This is a genomic window from Leuconostoc sp. JNUCC 76 (assembly GCF_053667755.1).
The window spans coordinates 281155-299043 of sequence record NZ_CM132206.1; the positions used below are offsets into that span (position 1 = coordinate 281155).

Genomic DNA, 17889 nt, shown 5'->3' on the forward strand with positions numbered 1-17889 from the left:
AAATTTAGAGGAGAGATAAAATGAGTGAGTTAAACTTAAACATCGAACCAACACAATTTAAAAACATCTTGGTTGGTGTTGATGAATCAGAACAGGGTTATTTTGCTTTGGCGAATGCGATTCACCAAGCTAGTGAAGATGGAGCTAAACTGACAATAGCAACAGTTTTAGAAATGGGCGACTTATCGACAATAGAAGCACTACACCTTGATTTCATTAAGGAAAAACGAGCTGAATTTGAAGCTAATTTAGCTCGCTATAAAGAATATGCTTTGTTAAAAGGTGCAACAAATGTTGAAGCTATTTTTGAAGATGGACCTAAGGCTGGTGAAGTGTTAGTTCAAGAAATTGCACCACGTGTTGGGGCTGACCTAATTATTGTTGGCGCACATTCCCGAGAGGGCTTCTGGGGGTCATTGGGATCTCAAGCTGCTTATATTGCACGGCACGCAAATGTATCTTCAATGGTTGCACGTAAAGAACAGCAAAGTTAAATTTTAACGATAAAAAGTCGCGATGGAACGGCTTTTTTTATTATAATAATGTATTACTATAATTTACCCTGTTATAATTAAAGTATGAAAAAAAGCGCAATTATAGAACTAGAAAAAATTTTTAAATTATTAGGAAATAAACAACGATTAATCATTTTGGAATTACTGAGAGAACGATCTTATAGCGTTTCAGAAATTATTAATTCTTTGGGTATGGAGCAGTCTGCCGTTTCACACCAGTTAAAACTGCTACGTGAAGCGCAACTTGTTGAGACTGAAAAGCGAGGTAGAGAGGTTCTTTACGGATTAAGTGATTCACACATTTTGATTTTATTGGATAATGCGCTTAAGCATGTTAGCCATACTCTCGCTGAAGATACTAATCAAATTTCAAATCAAGAAAAATCAAAAAAAGGTTGACGGACAACTATTTTGCTGGTATTATAATAAAGTTGTTTAATATTTAATGCCGCTGTGGCGGAATTGGCAGACGCGCTGGACTCAAAATCCAGTGGTGGCAACACCGTGTGGGTTCGACTCCCACCGGCGGCATCAATAAAAATAAAAAAAGCATTACACAAGTATTGTGTGATGCTTTTTTTGATCTTTATTTTTCAAATTGATGTTTTGTATCGTAAATGTAATACATTTTGTGTGCAAATGTTTTTCATTGTGCTAGAATGAAAAAATAGAGTAAATTTATGATGAGAATATAGCGAGGAAAATATAATGAAAAATTGGCAAAAACTCACACTTGTGGGAGTAGCCCTTGTAGCGGTGGTTGGTGGTACTCGTGCTGCTGGTTTGTGGGGAAATAGTGGAAACAGCAATGATAAGACACTTCGTTTTTCATTACCAACACCACTAAATGGGTTAGATTCAGCGACAATTACTGATGAATATTCGATAACAGTTGTTGGTAACGCTGGTGAAGGCTTAATGCGAGCCGATAAAAATGGCAAGCCACAACCAGCATTAGCTAAGTCAGTTAAGTCGTCTAGTGACGGTAAGACCTGGACAATCAAGCTGCGCAGTGGGCTTAAGTGGTCCGATGGTAGCAAGTTAACTGCTAAAGATGTTGTGTATGCTTGGCAACGTGCCAATGATCAAAAAACGGCTTCTGAGTATGCCTATTTGTATAGTGGTATTAAAAATGCGGATGCTATTCAGGCAGGTAAAGTTGATAAGAAGGACCTCGGAATTACAGCAAATGGGAATACATTAACTATTTCACTCGAAAAACCAATGCCACAATTTAAAAGCTTGCTAACATTTCCAACTTTTTTCCCACAAAAGCAAAGTTTTGTTGAGAAATATGGCAAAAAATATGGCACAACCGCAAGTAAGACACTATATAATGGTCCATATACTTTTAAAGGGTGGAATGGAACCAATAACAAGTTTAAACTTGTGAAAAACAAGTATTATTGGGATGCAAAAAATGTTAAAACACCTGAAATTGATTTGCAAGTTGTTCAAAAGCCAGAAGTGGCTGTACAAATGTATAAGACGGGTAAGTTAGATTCAGCACTGGTTAATACGCCACAATTGTCACAGGCCAATAAAACAAATAAGGGCTACCGAATAACACCACAAGCAACAACGGTATTCTTAGCATATAATCAATCAGGAAATGTTAAAGCTCTAAATAACAAAAAAATTAGACAAGCACTGAATATGGTTACGAATCGTTCCGAGTTGAATTCTCAAGTTCTATCGGGCACTTCAACACCAGCAACATCATTTACACCTAAAGGTTTAAGTACTGTGAATGGTACGGATTTTGCCAAGTATGCTAAACAAGATTATACGTATAATAAATCAGAGGCACAGAAACTATTCAAAGAAGGACTAAATGAACTAGGTGAAAAGTCGATTACGCTTGAAATTGAAGCTGATACAGATCGAGTAGCAAATGCCAAAGATGTAGTCAACTATCTCCAAGGACAATGGAGTAAAAACTTGCCAGGTCTAAAGGTGACTGAAAAATTTGTACCATTTAAGCAACGTTTGCAAGATGGAACTGACGCTAATTTCCAAGTTATGTTGACACAATGGGGAGCTGATTATGCTGAACCAACAACATTCCTAGATCTGGCTTCAACTGGCAATGCAAACAATTATAATCATAATTCTAATGCCGATTACGATGCTTTATGGAATAAGGCTAAGGGAGCTGATGCGACGAATGATACAAAGCGAGCTGCTGATGAAAAGGGACTTGAGAAGATTATTCATCAAGAAGCAATCTTAAACCCATTATATTATCAGGCACAGCCAGAATTGGTTAACCCCAACATCACTGGTTTTTATCACCATGCGGTCGGTGTGCCACTAGACTTTAAGTTGGCTGCACGTAAATAATGATTAAATAAAAAAGCACGCTAGAAAGCGTGTTTTTTTATTAGGCAATACGGGGAAAAAGAAAATAAAAAACCACGAAGCAGAATCTAAATCAAACTTGCTTCGTGGTTGCTGCAATCGAATCGACCGCTTTTCCTATTAAGCGGTCAAAACGATTGAGCGTTTTCCGTTAGAATTACTCAAAAGTTATGACCCCCTTTCCTAGATTGCTTATATAATAAATCTACTAAGCAGAAAAGTCAAACCTTTTGTTCTGGTATAATTAATTGAATAATATATAGAGGTAAAATAATGACGATTCCACTTATTTTTGATACTGATCCCGGCATTGATGATGCAGCAGCCATCGCAATTTTGTTAACTAATGATGACTTTGAAGTACGTCTGATTACGTCTGTTGCCGGTAATGTTTCGGTTGATAAAACAACAAACAATGTTTTGAAATTAACACACTATTTTAATCGACCAGACGTTAAGGTTGCCCGTGGTGCTGAGAAACCACTAGTCAAACCATTCAAGGATGCATCAAATATTCACGGGAAGAGCGGAATGCCAGGTTATGAATTTGGCGAGCTTTCCACCAGAACTATAAGTAAAAACGCTGTAGATGCTATTCATGAAACGCTGAATAGCTATGATGATCAAACGACATTAGTAGCCGTTGGTGCATTCACTAATATCGCAAACTTAATTCAAAAGTATCCACAAGATTTACAAAAAATAGAGCGATTAATCGTAATGGGTGGTTCGCTTACCGGTGGGAATTTAACATCGGTGGCAGAGTTTAACGTATTTACAGATCCGGACGCAGCGAAAATTGTTTTTGAAAGTGATTTGGATATCACAATGATTGGACTTGATGTTACTGAAAAAGCGTTGTTAACCAAACAATCTATGTCTGAATTACTCCAGATGAACGAGACCGGAAAAATGCTGATGGGACTGTTTGGACACTATCAAGACGGTTCTGATGCTGGCGGTAAACCAATGCACGATGTTAATACACTTTATTACTTACTGCACCCTGAAAAATACAAATTAGAAGATTTATGGGTTGATGTCGTAACAGATGGACCTGCGATTGGTGCCACGGTAGCTGACATTCTTCATAGTACGCATAGCCAAACGAATGTTCATGTTGCTAAGGATATCGATGTACCTGCATTCAATGCTTGGTATTTACTACAAATTTCTAGTATTTCTGATGGAAATATTAATGCTGGAAGGCTTGAAAATTAAGCGTTTTTTAGGTATTCTGGTATTAGCTGAAACTGGCGCTTTTTCGTGCTGAATTAACTGAAATCGGAGCAGAATATTGACAAACGAAGACTTCATCGAAGCATTAAGTAGTGCTGGTATAACTTTAACAACGCAGCAGGTTCGGCAATTTGAACGTTATTACGAGTTGCTGGTCGCAACTAACGAACACGTTAACTTAACGGCTATTACTGAAAAAAAAGATGTGTACTTAAAACATTTTTATGATTCTTTAACTGTAGCAATGTATGAACAAAAGTTAAAAAGTTCTGAAAGCACTTTAATTGATATTGGTACAGGCGCAGGTTTTCCGTCATTACCCTTGAAAATAGCCTTTCCAAACTTAAAAATTACAATGGTTGATGCGCTAAAAAAAAGAGTTAATTTTTTGCAAGAAGTGGTTGATACGCTTGACTTAACTGGCGTAGAAATTGTTCATGGGCGCGCAGAAGATATAGGACAAAATCCCAAGTACCGAGAAAATTTTGATTATGCAACGGCTCGAGCAGTTGCCCGTACTAGTGTTTTGGCTGAGTATACATTACCTTTTGTTAAGATTGATGGCAGATTCTTAGTCATGAAGGGATCAGCTGCTCATCAAGAGCTCCTCGATGGTCAAAAAGCATTAGCTATGCTGGGTGGTCAGGTTAACGAAGAGTTTGTATTTACACTACCAAATGGTGATCAGCGCTATATACAAATAGTAGATAAAAAAACAAAAACACCTAAAAAATACCCTAGGCAAGCTGGGACACCAAGCAAAAAGCCAATCTCATAAATAAAGGAGGCACCTAAAATGGCGCAAATAATTGTATTAGCTAATCAAAAAGGTGGTGTGGGTAAGACAACGACCAGTATCAACTTGGGTGCAGCATTAGCACAAGCTGGACAACGTGTGTTATTGGTTGATATCGACGCGCAAGGAAATGCAACAAGTGGCTCTGGCGTTGATAAGTCAATATTAGAACATGATAGTTATGATGTAATTGTTGAACAAACGCCTCTTCACGAAGTAATCGTAGCAACTGATAATTATGACCTAGTCCCAGCTACCATCCAGTTGTCGGGTGCTGAGATTGAACTCGCTAAGCAACCGCAACGTGAGTACCGTCTGAAAGCTGCACTTGAAACAGTGCGTGATGATTATGACTTCATTTTAATTGATAATCCACCAGCTTTAGGATTAATGACTGTCAATGCATTTACAGCTGCTGATGCCATTCTTATTCCGGTACAGACTGAATTTTATGCTCTAGAAGGTCTAGGACAACTACTAAACACGATTGAACTTGTTCGGCAGCAGTTTAATCCAAATCTTGATGTTGCTGGTATTTTATTAACAATGTATGATGGACGAACAAACCTTGCCAAGCAAGTAGCCCAAGAAGTGCGTAGTTATTTTGATGATAAGGTTTATGATACAATCATCCCACGTTCAGTACGCCTGAGTGAAGCGCCATCTTATGGACAAGCGATTATTGATTTTGATCCACGAAGCGTGGGTGCACAAATGTACAACAATCTCGCACAGGAGGTTTTGAAACAATATGGTAAGTAAAAAAGGCGGGCTTGGCAAAGGAATGACTTCACTTTTTGGCGCAAATAATGTGTCAAAAGAAGCCGTTGAACATACAAAGGTAGTTACAAAAGAACAAGAAGCAACGGAACAAGTCGTTAAGTTACCATTGAAAGATGTCAAACCTAATCCGTTTCAACCGCGGCATCATTTTGATGAAAGCAAGTTAAAGGAATTATCAGCCTCCATCACAGAAAATGGCGTTTTGACACCAATTATTGTGCGTCAAATTGATCAAAAATTTGAAATTATTGCTGGTGAACGTCGTGTTCGTGCTTCAAAATTATCTGGTTTGAAATCAATTTCAGCTATTGTACGCCAAGTCGATGATGACACGATGGCAGCACTGGCGTTGATCGAAAATTTACAGCGTGATGATTTGGACGCTATCGAAGAAGCACAAGCTTTTGACGCACTTATGACACGCTTGCAAATGACACAGGCAGAAGTAGCTGAAAAAGTTGGTAAAGATCGCGCCACTGTCGCTAACCTACTGCGTCTATTGAAATTACCGGAATCAGTACAAGTACTGATTCAAAATGGTGAGTTATCAATGGGGCAGGCGAGAGCATTGCTAGGGTTAAAAAAGAAGACGCAAATTGAAAAAGTAGCAGAAACAGTTGTTTTCCGTGGATTGAATGTGCGTCAAGTGGAAAACTTGGTCAGGCAAATGAATGAGGGTGTACCCGAACCCAATACGAAAGAAGTTTCACCCTTTGTTGTTGCTCTGTCTAACCAATTGGAAGAAAAGTTTGGGACCAAGGTTAAAGTCAACGCGGGCCGTAAGGGAAATGGTAAAATTGAAATTAATTATGTTTCAAATGAGGACTTAAGTCGCATTTTGGCATTGTTAGATATTGAGGTGGATTAATGGCAATAGCACCGGACTATAAACTTCATGATATCGTTGAAATGAAAAAGCCGCATGCTTGTGGCGCCAATTCTTGGGAAATTACACGTGTTGGTGCTGATATTAAGTTGTCATGTACGAATTGCGGTAGAGGCATTATGATGTCCCGCTTTGATTTTAACAAACGAATAAAAAAGATTTTACAAGTAGCAAATCAGAAAGAAGAATAAAATGGCACTAACTGCTGGAATCGTCGGCTTACCAAACGTCGGCAAATCAACACTATTTAATGCAATTACTAAAGCTGGTGCTGAAATGGCAAACTATCCGTTTGCCACGATTGAACCAAATGTTGGCATGGTAGAAGTCCCAGATAATCGCTTGGCGCGTATCCAAGAAGTGGTACCTGCTGATAAAATTATTCCAACCACGTTTGAATTTACCGATATTGCTGGTATTGTCAAAGGCGCTTCTCAGGGAGAAGGTTTAGGGAATAAATTTTTAGAAAACATTCGTCAGGTAAATGCTATTGTGCATGTTGTACGAGCTTTTGATGGGGATGAAATTATTCACGTGAATGGGGTAGTTGACCCGTTAGATGATATTGAAACAATCAATACTGAATTAATTTTGGCTGACTTAGAAGCTGTTGACAAGCGTTATTCTAAAGTTGCACGTGCGGCAAAAGGAAATGATAAAAATGCCAAAGCTGAGTTTGCTGTACTAGAAAAAATCAAACCAGTTCTTGAAGCGGGTAAGTCTGCTCGTACCATTACATTTACTGAAGAAGAGCAAAAAATCGTTAAAGGCTTCTTTTTACTGACAACCAAGCCCATTTTATACGTTGCCAATTTGGCTGAAGATGATATGGCAGATCCAATGGGATCAAAGTATTTCAATCAAATCAAAGAGTTTGCTGCCACTGAAGGAGCTGACGTAATTGGTTTGTCTGCTAGCGCAGAAGAAGAAATTGCTCAATTGCCTGAAGAAGAAAAAGCTGAATTTTTAGAAATGGCTGGAGTAGAAGAAGCTGGTTTAAATAAGTTAATTCGAGCAGCTTATCACTTATTAGACTTACGAACGTTTTTCACTGCAGGTGGTAAAGAAACTCGGGCATGGACATTCACTGCGGGATCAAAGGCACCCCAAGCTGCTGGTGTGATACATTCTGACTTTGAAAGAGGATTTATCCGTGCAGAAACAATTGCATTCTCGGACCTTGATGAATTAGGGTCTGTTAAAGCTGTCAAAGAAGCTGGTAAATTACGTTCAGAAGGTAAAGAATACGTTGTACAGGATGGCGATATTATTGAATTCCGTTTCAACGTGTAAATGGCGCTGATCGCGCTGTACATAATATTTTAGGGAGACATTTTATGTCAGAACAAAGAAGAGAATTAACAAAAAAAAATCAAGATTTTATCTTTCAATTTAAAAAGCTGTTAGCTCAAAACAGTAAATTGAATGCTGAACAAATTGAAAGTGTTGTGACTGAGGTTGAAAATAACCTTCTTGAGACCCAAGGGAAAGGGCAAACAGCGGCGCAAATTTATGGTACGCCAACAATGGCGGTTCAGCAGTATCTTGATCCTAAGCGAACAGCTAAGAAACTTTTTGATTATAAATTTAGTACTCTGGCACTTGATACATCTTTAGCCATCTTTATGTTATTTGCTGTGGTATTTGGCTTGACACTGTTCTTTTCCAAAAATGCTAGTAACCAAGGTGCGGGAATCGTTTCCTTGCTTCTCATCGCAGCATTGGGTGGCTCAATCTATACAGGTGTAGTCTTAAAGTTGACACCAAATCCTAAAGCCAAAGACAAACAAGAACCAAAGAGTCGTCGATGGGTTTACCTGTTAATGGCTGTTGTGGCTTGGCTTGGAGGATTTTTGATCTTAGGTATGTTACCACAGGTAATTAATCCAACCTTACCACCAGTTGTATATATTATTCTTGGTGCCGCAGCATTTGGTGTCTTCCGTTGGAACCGTAAGAAATATGGTTTAACAGGTGGGTTCTTTGCAATCAGTCAATTATCACAGCAAGCACGCTTAGAAGCATCTAAAAAATAGTTGCTGTTGTTGCAGACATTTAAGAGGATAATATAAATGAAAATTTTAGTAGTTGATGATGACATCGAAATTGCAGAATTACTTGAAATTTACCTAAAAAATGAAGGCTATGAGCCAATTATGGCTGACGATGGTAAAGAAGCACTTTCTAAGTTGAATACAAATCCAGACATTGCTTTGATGATTTTGGATGTTATGATGCCAAACATGAACGGATTAGATGTTGTAAAAACTGTTCGTAAGGATAGTCGCATTCCTATTTTAATGTTGTCAGCAAAATCTGGTGATATGGACAAAATTCAGGGACTAATTACAGGTGCTGATGACTATGTTACCAAGCCATTTAATCCACTTGAAGTTATGGCTCGTGTCCGTTCATTATTGCGACGCGCGGAGAATGCTGTTCAAGATCAAACACCAGATGTCTTGGACATTGGCTCATTAATAATCAATAAGGACAGTCACGAAGTTAAGACTTCTACAGGTGATTTAGTCAATTTAACGGCTTTAGAGTTTGGCATTTTGTATTTATTAGCATCACATCCCAATCGTGTTTTCTCTGCAGATGATATTTTCGAGCGTGTTTGGCAACAAGAATCCGTTGTTTCTGCAAAAACGGTTATGGTGCACGTTTCTCATTTGCGAGATAAAATTGAAGAAGCTACAAATGGCGATCAAGTTATTCAAACAGTATGGGGCGTTGGCTACAAAATTGAAGTGAATCAATGAAAAAAGTAGCATTGATATTAAAGCACAATCGCACTAAAATATATTATTTGGTAGTGACGATATTGTTACTACTTCTTTTTAGTTGGACAATCATGACAGGATTTGATGCGCTAAGACATCGATTTTCCTTTATATCGTTAAATATTTGGAATGTTTTAGAGTTTGTAAGTTTTGTTTCAGGAAATATTGGTATTGTTTTTTGGCAGTACTTGAAGTGGCGTCGTGATGAAAGTTTGTATCGTTTGATTAGAGAGATGCGTCAGGTCGCCCGTGAAAATTCCGACATGACAATTTCGTGGCGTGCTCCTTATGCGCCAACAACTCAAGCGCTGATTGACGTATCTAACACAATTGCTGAAAATACTCGTCGTATTAGAGAAGAAGAACGCCAGAGTGAACGTTCTAAGGATGAGATGATTACCAATATATCTCATGACTTACGAACACCACTAACCGCTATTATCGGATATCTTGGCCTGGTTGAAATGGGACAAGCATTGAGTGAAAAAAATCGAAAAAAATATATTCACACAGCGTATAGTAAGTCCAATCAAATGAAGGTTCTAGTTGAGGATTTATTTGAGTACTCACAGACACAGGCACAAGACGCTGCCTTAAATATTACGTCACTCAGTTTAAATGATTTGTTTGGCCAATTACTTGCTGGTTATGAATTAGAAGCACAAGAGAAGAATATTGCATTAAATCAATTAACAAATCCTGAGATGATTGTTATTGAGGCTGACTCTGATAAATTGGCACGTGTCTTGATGAATTTGGTTTCTAATGCGTTTAAATACGGTGATGGAGCTACTTTCATAAAACTCACGGCACAAGCTGATGACAAAAATGTTGTTATTCGTGTCACGAATGATGGTGTCAAAATACCGGACGAGGCAATTGGGGATATTTTTGATCGATTTTATCGTGTTGAAAGTTCGAGAAATAGTAAAACAGGTGGCACGGGATTGGGACTTGCTATCGTGAAGGGGATTGTTGTACAGCATCATGGTAGTGTAGCTGTTGAGTCTGATGATGATATAACTTCATTCATTATTACATTACCATTGAAGCAGACATGAGGGGAATATGTTACAAAATAAAAAGCATCAAGTGAAAAGAATATGGTTTATTATCATTGCATTAGTGGTTGTATTAATGGCTATATTTTTTATGGTTCCTCGTCATGAGCAATCAACACAATCAAAAACCGAGGTGGCAACAGTCGATGATCAACCGGTTCAATTAAACACTAGTGCAACTTCTGCTTTAGTGGTTGATTTGACTACGGGGCAAATTTTGGGTCAAAAAAATTCTTCAAAACAGGTAGCTATTGCTTCGCAAAGTAAAATGTTGACAGCGTATGGCGTGCTTAAAAGTATTAAGTCAGGAAAAATAAAATGGTCTACAATGGTTCCAATTACTAGTAAGGCAGATTTATCGAAAGAAGATAGTCATTTGTTTTCTCATATTGCAATCAAGGCTGGAGACAAAGTATCAGTCCGTGAACTTTACGATGTCATGTTTGCTAATTCTGCTAACGATGCTGCTTTTGCATTGGGTGAGTTTGTGACTCCTAAAGGGGAAACAACACAGCAAGCACTAGAATCATGGGCTAAAGAACTGCATTTGAGCGGTTCACAATGGTACAATTCTGCTGGACAGGTTAATGAGAATGCTTTTGAAAATGAAATCTCTTCGGCACCTAAAACAGCTTCCAATAAAGCCAGTAATCAGCAATTAGCTATGATTGCACGAGCTATCTTAGAATTGGATCCTTCTCTGCGTCAGTTATCAAAAAGATTAACGATTTCTTATCATATGACACCTAACTTTGTTGTGACGGATAAAACTGATTATTGGCAATTAATGACAGAAACAATGCCAAACCTTAGTAACCCTAATCAGTTAACCATAGAAGGGCTTAAGACAGGATCTTCGCCTGAATCTGGGGCTGGATTCACTGGTTTAATTAAAGATAAAAACGGTCACGAATTCATAACTGTAGTCAATGGTATTGCTAATTACATGGATGAAACAAAGCGTTATCAAGAATCTCTGCATATTGTTGATCAGGTATTAGCACAAAAACAGCCAAACTATATTAAAGAAAATCAAACAGTTGGTCAAGTAAAATCGTTGACGTTTCCAAATACGAAGCAACAACATATAATTGTTAAGGCCGCACAAACAAGACATTATTGGACAAATAAGGATGTAAAATTGGCATTTACACAACCTACTTTTGACTCAAAGGTAGCCAATATAAAAAAGAACCAAACCGTGGGCTATACAACGGTAGCGTTGAATGCTCAATATCTGCCTTATGCTCAAAAAACAGAAAAAAGAATTTCATTAAAATCAACTTCCTCATCAAAACCAGTTAATTGGTTTGTTAAGTTTTGGCGTGATAGAACAAAATAATTTGTTAAATTGACCATAATTGGTCTTTTTTTATGCCATTAAATACTTCTTGAAAAACTTGCTACAGGACTAGAAAGGTGTTATTATATTGGTATAGACCAAAAAGGTATAGACCAATTTGAAAGAGGTTGGATTATGAACATTATTAGAGTAAAAGATGTTGAACAAAGTGCAGAAAAGGCACTCGAAATCTATCAAAATGCTGTGCAACATGGTGCGAAGGTACTGGGTTTGGCAACTGGATCAACACCAATACCCTTATATCAAAAATTAGCAACTAGCCAAATCAATTTTACTGAATTAGTGTCGATAAACTTGGATGAATATCTTGGCTTGGATGGCGAAGATGAGCAGAGCTATCGTTATTTTATGACTGAACACCTATTTCAATATAAACCATTTAAACATTCCTATGTTCCAGACGGTAAGTCTGAGGATCATGAAGCAGCAATTAAAGCTTATGACAGAATTATTGCTGAACATCCAATTGATTTACAATTATTGGGCATTGGACGCAATGGACACATTGGTTTTAATGAACCAGGGACGCCGTTTGATTCAACTACTCATATTGTGAATCTTACACAATCTACAGTAGCCGCCAACGCTCGTTTCTTTGAGAAAGAGTCGGATGTGCCCACGAAAGCAATCTCTATGGGAATTGCTTCAGTAATGTCTGCCAAGAAAATTTTGCTGATAGCCACTGGAGAAAGCAAAGCAGAAGCAGTGGCAGCTACTATCAATGGTCCAATAACCGAAGATGTACCAGCATCTATTCTTCAAAAGCATTCAGACGTTACGATCATTATTGATGAAGCAGCAGCATCAAAGTTGTGATAGAATAAACTTGTAACCGATTTCATAATTTTTAATAGGAGTAAAAAATGGCACACATTACATTTGACACAAAGAACATTGAGAATTTTGTTGCAGAGCATGAACTTGATGAAATGCAACCGCTAATCACAATGGCGGACGAGCAGCTTCGTAATCGAAGCGGTGCTGGTGCAGAATATTCTGATTGGATTACCTTACCAACAGATTATGATAAAGACGAATTTGCCCGCATTCAAACTGCTGCTCAGAAGATTCAATCTGATTCGAAAGTCTTGGTTGTTATTGGTATTGGTGGCTCATATCTTGGCGCAAAAATGGCTGTTGATTTCTTGAATCCAATGTTTAATAATGAATTGGCTGACAATCAACGTCAAGGTGTTAAAATTTATTTTGCTGGTAATTCAACATCTGCTTCGTATATCAACGATTTGGTACGAGTGATTGGTGATCAAGACTTTTCAGTTAATGTTATTTCAAAGTCTGGAACAACAACAGAACCATCAATTGCTTTCCGTGTCTTCAAACAATTATTGGAAAAGAAGTACGGCGCTGAGGCCGCTAAGCAACGTATTTATGCTACAACTGACGCGAACCGTGGTGCATTACACGATGAAGCAAAGATTTCAGGATACGAGACATTTACAATTCCTGATGGGGTTGGTGGTCGCTTTTCTGTCTTAACGGCGGTCGGTCTTCTACCAATTGCTGCTTCCGGTGCTGATATCGAAGCTTTAATGACAGGGGCTAGAGATGCTCAAGAAGAGTATTCTGATTCAGATATAAAAAATAATGAAGCTTACAAATATGCTGCTGTTCGTCGTATATTGTACGACAAGGGTTATACAACTGAACTATTGATCAACTGGGAACCAACGATGCAATACTTGTCTGAGTGGTGGAAACAGTTGATGGGAGAGTCTGAAGGTAAAAATCAGAAGGGTATTTATCCATCATCAGCAAATTTTTCAACAGATTTGCATTCATTGGGACAATATATTCAAGAAGGACGTCGTGATCTATTTGAAACTGTTGTCAAATTAGATAATCCTGTTTCAAACATTGATTTACCTCATGAAGAGGGCAATAATGATGGATTACAATACTTGGAAGGTATTACTGTTGATGAAGTCAATACAAAGGCTTCTCAAGGAGTTACATTGGCTCATGTTGATGGTGGCGTACCCAATTTGGCAGTACATTTACCAGCACAGGATGCCTATTCATTGGGATATTTGATTTACTTCTTTGAAATTGCAGTTGGTGCCTCAGGATACACATTCGGTATTAACCCATTCAATCAACCAGGTGTTGAAGCTTACAAGACTGCTATGTTTGCCTTACTAGGAAAGCCTGGTTATGAAGAACAAACAAAGGTTTATCGCGCACGTTTAGGTGAATAAACTAAAAAATATTAACAGATATGCATAAATACGCCCATATCCTTAATCAAGGATATGGGCGTATTTATATTTATAATCTAAAGGATTGGTCGCTTACATATAGAAAATGAATAAAAAAACAGTAGAAGTTATACAAAACTCATAGGCATTAATTATTAAAAAAATTTTGAACAGCATGGAATGCCATTTCAGCACCTACAAAATAGAGTGTATCTCCACTTTCAACAACAGCATAAGGACCGGGGGAAACAACGAGATCTTCATTATGTAAAATAGCAATTATTGTAGCACCGGTGTTTTGCCAAATGTTTAAATTTCCAATCGATTCACCGAGTTGGTTAGATGCATCAGATAAAGTTATTTCATAAGGTGTGAGTGGGTTATGTCGTTGTACTCGTTGTGTTTGATCAAATAGTGTCGTTAGAGAATCTGATAGATTATTTAAAGATGCTCTTTGAGACTCAATTAAATCATTGATTTGATCGTGAATCGTTTGAATATCAGTTGTTTCTTGTGCTTGATTTAAGAAATGTTTAGCTTTTTCCCGTGATAAAACTTCGATACCACTACCATGTACTGGTTGAACAATGTCAAGGTCAGACAAAATATTAATGGCTTTACGTGCAGTTTCAGCTGAAACACCGAATGTGACTGAAAGTGTTGAACGAGCATGGAGTTTAGATCCTACTTTATATTCGTTATTAACAATTTTTTCAGCAATTTGAAAGGCTATTTTACGATAACGTGGTTCTCTAATCTTTGACATTTTTTTATCCTGATTGTTTAAAATTTGACACAAGTGACAATCTATGTGAAAATTGAAGTTGTCAATTAAAGAGACAACTTGTTATAAAATATAGGTTGTCACTATATTTTATACGGAAATTCGAAAAGAAGCAAGGAGGAGATGTGCGTAGCGTCACTATGAAAGAGACAATGACACAATATTTATATATTGTGTGACGCTATCACTTTAAACATGCCAAAAGTAGAAATTAAGCATCTGACCAAAATATTCGGAAAACGGCCCAAAGCTGCGATGAAGATGGTGGAGCAAAACAAAAGTAAGAATGAAATAGTTGAGAAAACCGGGAGTACGGTTGGTGTCTATGATATCAACATGACGATTGAAGAAGGCGAAATTTTCGTTATCATGGGTCTTTCTGGTTCTGGAAAATCAACTTTAATTCGTTTACTAAACCGTTTGATAGAACCGACCTCCGGGCAGTTATTTATTGATGGTCAAGAAATTACTAAATTGAATAAAAAACAAATGATAGAAATTCGTCGTCAAAAGATGAGTATGGTTTTTCAAAACTTTGCGTTATTTCCACATCGTACCTTGTTAGAAAATACAGAGTATGGTTTGGAAATTCAAGGCGTAAGTAAAGAAGAACGTCGTCAAAGAGCTGAGCAAGCACTAGAAAATGCTCAATTACTATCGTTTAAGGATCAATACCCAAATCAGCTTTCAGGTGGTATGCAACAAAGAGTTGGTTTGGCCCGTGCATTAACAAATGATCCTGATATTTTGTTAATGGATGAGGCATTTTCAGCATTAGATCCTTTAGTACGTGGAGAAATGCAAGATGAATTATTAGATTTGCAGGCTAATGTTGAAAAAACAATTATTTTTATTACTCATGACTTAAATGAAGCGTTACGTATAGGTGACCATATTGCTATTATGAAAGATGGTCAAGTACAACAAATTGGTACTGGAGAAGAAATTTTGACGAATCCAGCTAATGACTATGTTAAAACGTTCGTTGGTGATGTGGATCGTTCAAAAGTATTAACAGCTGAAAGTATTATGATTCCTGCTTTGACTTCAAATATCTATGTGGATGGACCAACTGTTGCATTGAGAAAAATGACAAGTGAAGAGGTTTCAGGATTGGTAGCTGTTAATCGTCATCGACAGTTAGAAGGTTATCTTTCTTCAGATGATGCCGTTCGTGCACGTCGCGAAAAGCTGGATCTTGCTGATGTACTTAATGAGATGCCAAAAATAAAACCAGATACATTAATTATGGACATTATGCCTATTATTTATGATGCACAAACACCAGTAGCCGTTGTAGATGATGATAATCGACTAAGGGGTGTCATTATTCGCGGAGCAGTCCTAAAAGCCTTAGCTGATACAGAAGGGGGAAATAACGATGAATAATTTAATATCTATTCCAAAAATCCCTCTTGAAAGTTGGGTTAGTTCTGCAGTCTCATGGTTAACAACTAATTTGGCTGGTTTCTTTAATGCCATTCAAACTGGTGGTCAAGCTATGATGGATGGCCTGACTAATGGCTTGAATGCTGTGCCAATGCCATTAATGATTATAGGAATAACATTGATTGCAATAGTCACAACACCTAAAAAATTTGGTTTCCCATTGTTTACATTTTTGGGATTACTGTTGGTTGCTAATCAAGGACTTTGGTCTGATTTGATGAACACTGTGACACTTGTTATTATGGCGTCAGTTATTTCTCTGATTATAGGAATTCCTTTAGGAATCTTAACAGCTAAGTCACATAAAACAGCAGTTATAGTTCAACCTATTTTGGACTTTATGCAAACAATGCCAGGATTCGTTTACTTAATTCCTGCTGTTGCATTCTTTGGAATTGGGGTAGTGCCTGGTGTATTTGCATCAATCATATTTGCTTTGCCACCAATGGTTCGTATGACTAGTCTTGGGATTCGCCAGGTACCAGTTGACTTAGTGGAAGCTGCCGATTCCTTTGGATCAACCACATGGCAAAAATTAATAAAGCTAGAATTGCCTAATGCTAAAAATACAATTTTAGCCGGCGCAAATCAAACAGTTATGTTGGCTTTGTCAATGGTTGTTACAGCATCAATGATTGGGGCTCCTGGTCTTGGTCGTGGTGTATTAGCTGCCGTACAGCATGCTGATGTTGGTTCTGGTTTCGTCAATGGTCTTGGGTTGGTTATTTTAGCAATCATTATTGATCGCTTTACACAAAAGCTCAATACCGAACCAGGTCAAAAAGAGCAGACAAAGTCTTGGCGCCGTTGGACTGTACTCGCTGCAGTCATAGTGATGATTGGTGGTGGATTGGTTAACACATTGACATCAAATAAAACTACTGGTCAAAAAATCACTATTGGTTACGTTGAATGGGACTCTGAGGTTGCTTCATCAAACGTACTTGCAGAATCTTTGCGAGAACATGGCTACGACGTTACGTTGACACCTTTGGACAATTCTGTTTTGTGGCAATCATTGGCTAACAATCAAGTTGATATCTCAGTTTCTGCATGGCTTCCTGATACTCACAAGGCTTTATATGACAAATACAAGAGTAATGTGACTTTGTTAGGACCTAACTTAAAGGGTGTTAAAACCGGATTAGTCGTTCCGGACTATATGGATGTTAATTCAATTAGTGACCTAACTACACAGGCTAATAAAACAATTACTGGCATTGAACCTGGTTCTGGTATTGTTGCTACAACTGATAAAGCATTGAAGGCATATCCAAACCTATCGAGTTGGAGTTTGTCAACATCATCATCTGGTGCAATGGTTTCAGCGTTAGACAAGGCATACAAAAATAAACAAGATATTGTTTTGACTGGATGGTCACCACATTGGATGTTTAGTAAGTATCACTTAAAGTACCTTTCTGATCCTAAAAAGACATATGGTTCTGGAGAATCAATTAATACCGTAGTAAATAACAAGCTCAAGTCTTCTGACTCTAAAGCTTATAAAGTTGCCGATAAATTTAATTGGACAAAAGATGATATTGAAGAAGTGATGTTAGATATTCAAAGTGGAACGTCACCAAAACAGGCTGCTGCTAACTGGATTAAGTCACACAAAAAGTTGGTTGATAGTTGGTATAAATAAAA

The 17889-nt window shown here is 37.7% G+C and carries 18 protein-coding genes and 1 tRNA gene; 18 read left to right on the forward strand and 1 reads right to left on the reverse strand.

Annotation, left to right across the window (positions count from 1 at the left end):
• Nucleotides 1-20 precede the first annotated feature (20 nt).
• From JNUCC76_RS01630 to JNUCC76_RS01705, 16 genes are all read left to right on the forward strand, one after another.
• Nucleotides 21-494: a universal stress protein gene (locus JNUCC76_RS01630; protein WP_454155248.1), complete on the forward strand. Its 474-nt coding sequence runs from the start codon at nt 21-23 to the stop codon at nt 492-494.
• 84 nt (nt 495-578) lie between these two features.
• Nucleotides 579-914 (forward strand): ArsR/SmtB family transcription factor, encoded by a 336-nt coding sequence (locus JNUCC76_RS01635; RefSeq protein ID WP_454155250.1) that lies wholly within the window; start codon nt 579-581, stop codon nt 912-914.
• A 48-nt stretch (nt 915-962) separates the two neighbouring features.
• Nucleotides 963-1046 (forward strand) — tRNA-Leu (locus tag JNUCC76_RS01640).
• Between the two features lie 177 nt (nt 1047-1223).
• Nucleotides 1224-2858, forward strand: a complete 1635-nt coding sequence (locus JNUCC76_RS01645) for a peptide ABC transporter substrate-binding protein (RefSeq protein WP_454155252.1) — start codon at nt 1224-1226, stop codon at nt 2856-2858.
• 291 nt (nt 2859-3149) lie between these two features.
• A complete protein-coding gene (gene rihC / locus JNUCC76_RS01650) occupies nt 3150-4097 on the forward strand; it encodes a ribonucleoside hydrolase RihC (RefSeq protein ID WP_454155254.1) in 948 nt (315 codons plus the stop codon).
• A 76-nt stretch (nt 4098-4173) separates the two neighbouring features.
• A complete protein-coding gene (gene rsmG / locus JNUCC76_RS01655) occupies nt 4174-4893 on the forward strand; it encodes a 16S rRNA (guanine(527)-N(7))-methyltransferase RsmG (RefSeq protein ID WP_454155256.1) in 720 nt (239 codons plus the stop codon).
• Nucleotides 4894-4911: 18 nt separating this feature from the next.
• Entirely contained in the window at nt 4912-5673 is a 762-nt protein-coding gene (locus JNUCC76_RS01660; RefSeq protein WP_211635175.1) for a ParA family protein, read from the forward strand.
• Complete coding sequence (locus JNUCC76_RS01665; RefSeq protein WP_454155258.1) at nt 5663-6562, forward strand: ParB/RepB/Spo0J family partition protein; 900 nt, start codon at nt 5663-5665, stop codon at nt 6560-6562. The genes JNUCC76_RS01660 and JNUCC76_RS01665 overlap by 11 nt, the downstream gene beginning before the upstream one ends.
• On the forward strand, nt 6562-6771 hold the full coding sequence (locus JNUCC76_RS01670; RefSeq protein ID WP_011679217.1) for a DUF951 domain-containing protein: 210 nt from the start codon (nt 6562-6564) through the stop codon (nt 6769-6771). Before JNUCC76_RS01665 ends, JNUCC76_RS01670 begins: the two co-directional genes overlap by 1 nt.
• Nucleotide 6772: 1 nt before the next feature.
• On the forward strand, nt 6773-7873 hold the full coding sequence (gene ychF, locus JNUCC76_RS01675) for a redox-regulated ATPase YchF (RefSeq protein ID WP_454155260.1): 1101 nt from the start codon (nt 6773-6775) through the stop codon (nt 7871-7873).
• Nucleotides 7874-7917: 44 nt separating this feature from the next.
• Nucleotides 7918-8616 carry a DUF1129 domain-containing protein gene (locus tag JNUCC76_RS01680; protein WP_454155262.1) on the forward strand — a complete coding sequence of 233 codons (699 nt, stop codon included), beginning with the start codon at nt 7918-7920 and terminating at the stop codon, nt 8614-8616.
• Between the two features lie 36 nt (nt 8617-8652).
• Nucleotides 8653-9345, forward strand: a complete 693-nt coding sequence (locus JNUCC76_RS01685) for a response regulator transcription factor (RefSeq protein WP_004164761.1) — start codon at nt 8653-8655, stop codon at nt 9343-9345.
• A complete protein-coding gene (locus JNUCC76_RS01690) occupies nt 9342-10427 on the forward strand; it encodes a sensor histidine kinase (protein ID WP_454155265.1) in 1086 nt (361 codons plus the stop codon). The genes JNUCC76_RS01685 and JNUCC76_RS01690 overlap by 4 nt, the downstream gene beginning before the upstream one ends.
• A 7-nt stretch (nt 10428-10434) precedes the next feature.
• Entirely contained in the window at nt 10435-11769 is a 1335-nt protein-coding gene (locus JNUCC76_RS01695) for a D-alanyl-D-alanine carboxypeptidase family protein (RefSeq protein ID WP_454155267.1), read from the forward strand.
• 135 nt (nt 11770-11904) lie between these two features.
• On the forward strand, nt 11905-12606 hold the full coding sequence (nagB, locus tag JNUCC76_RS01700; protein ID WP_454155269.1) for a glucosamine-6-phosphate deaminase: 702 nt from the start codon (nt 11905-11907) through the stop codon (nt 12604-12606).
• A gap of 47 nt (nt 12607-12653) precedes the next feature.
• Nucleotides 12654-14006 (forward strand): glucose-6-phosphate isomerase, encoded by a 1353-nt coding sequence (locus JNUCC76_RS01705; RefSeq protein WP_454155271.1) that lies wholly within the window; start codon nt 12654-12656, stop codon nt 14004-14006.
• Between the two features lie 148 nt (nt 14007-14154).
• Here JNUCC76_RS01705 and JNUCC76_RS01710 read toward each other — a convergent pair whose 3' ends face one another.
• Nucleotides 14155-14772 carry a GntR family transcriptional regulator gene (locus JNUCC76_RS01710; RefSeq protein WP_454155273.1) on the reverse strand — a complete coding sequence of 206 codons (618 nt, stop codon included), beginning with the start codon at nt 14770-14772 and terminating at the stop codon, nt 14155-14157.
• 213 nt (nt 14773-14985) lie between these two features.
• Between JNUCC76_RS01710 and JNUCC76_RS01715 the strand changes: the two genes are divergently transcribed.
• Together JNUCC76_RS01715 and JNUCC76_RS01720 are read left to right on the forward strand one after the other, a co-directional pair.
• A complete protein-coding gene (locus JNUCC76_RS01715; RefSeq protein WP_454155275.1) occupies nt 14986-16179 on the forward strand; it encodes a quaternary amine ABC transporter ATP-binding protein in 1194 nt (397 codons plus the stop codon).
• Nucleotides 16172-17887 (forward strand): ABC transporter permease/substrate binding protein, encoded by a 1716-nt coding sequence (locus JNUCC76_RS01720; protein ID WP_454155277.1) that lies wholly within the window; start codon nt 16172-16174, stop codon nt 17885-17887. The genes JNUCC76_RS01715 and JNUCC76_RS01720 overlap by 8 nt, the downstream gene beginning before the upstream one ends.
• Nucleotides 17888-17889: the final 2 nt, after the last annotated feature.

Excerpts from the sequence above, each read along its gene's own strand:
- JNUCC76_RS01630 (WP_454155248.1), top strand. The coding sequence starts at position 21 with ATGAGTGAGTTAAACTTAAACATCGAACCAACACAATTTAAAAACATC.
- JNUCC76_RS01635 (WP_454155250.1), top strand. The coding sequence starts at position 579 with ATGAAAAAAAGCGCAATTATAGAACTAGAAAAAATTTTTAAATTATTA.
- JNUCC76_RS01645 (WP_454155252.1), top strand. The coding sequence starts at position 1,224 with ATGAAAAATTGGCAAAAACTCACACTTGTGGGAGTAGCCCTTGTAGCG.
- rihC (WP_454155254.1), top strand. The coding sequence starts at position 3,150 with ATGACGATTCCACTTATTTTTGATACTGATCCCGGCATTGATGATGCA.
- JNUCC76_RS01660 (WP_211635175.1), top strand. The coding sequence starts at position 4,912 with ATGGCGCAAATAATTGTATTAGCTAATCAAAAAGGTGGTGTGGGTAAG.
- JNUCC76_RS01665 (WP_454155258.1), top strand. The coding sequence starts at position 5,663 with ATGGTAAGTAAAAAAGGCGGGCTTGGCAAAGGAATGACTTCACTTTTT.
- JNUCC76_RS01670 (WP_011679217.1), top strand. The coding sequence starts at position 6,562 with ATGGCAATAGCACCGGACTATAAACTTCATGATATCGTTGAAATGAAA.
- ychF (WP_454155260.1), top strand. The coding sequence starts at position 6,773 with ATGGCACTAACTGCTGGAATCGTCGGCTTACCAAACGTCGGCAAATCA.
- JNUCC76_RS01680 (WP_454155262.1), top strand. The coding sequence starts at position 7,918 with ATGTCAGAACAAAGAAGAGAATTAACAAAAAAAAATCAAGATTTTATC.
- JNUCC76_RS01685 (WP_004164761.1), top strand. The coding sequence starts at position 8,653 with ATGAAAATTTTAGTAGTTGATGATGACATCGAAATTGCAGAATTACTT.
- JNUCC76_RS01690 (WP_454155265.1), top strand. The coding sequence starts at position 9,342 with ATGAAAAAAGTAGCATTGATATTAAAGCACAATCGCACTAAAATATAT.
- JNUCC76_RS01695 (WP_454155267.1), top strand. The coding sequence starts at position 10,435 with ATGTTACAAAATAAAAAGCATCAAGTGAAAAGAATATGGTTTATTATC.
- nagB (WP_454155269.1), top strand. The coding sequence starts at position 11,905 with ATGAACATTATTAGAGTAAAAGATGTTGAACAAAGTGCAGAAAAGGCA.
- JNUCC76_RS01705 (WP_454155271.1), top strand. The coding sequence starts at position 12,654 with ATGGCACACATTACATTTGACACAAAGAACATTGAGAATTTTGTTGCA.
- JNUCC76_RS01710 (WP_454155273.1), bottom strand. The coding sequence starts at position 14,772 with ATGTCAAAGATTAGAGAACCACGTTATCGTAAAATAGCCTTTCAAATT.
- JNUCC76_RS01715 (WP_454155275.1), top strand. The coding sequence starts at position 14,986 with ATGCCAAAAGTAGAAATTAAGCATCTGACCAAAATATTCGGAAAACGG.
- JNUCC76_RS01720 (WP_454155277.1), top strand. The coding sequence starts at position 16,172 with ATGAATAATTTAATATCTATTCCAAAAATCCCTCTTGAAAGTTGGGTT.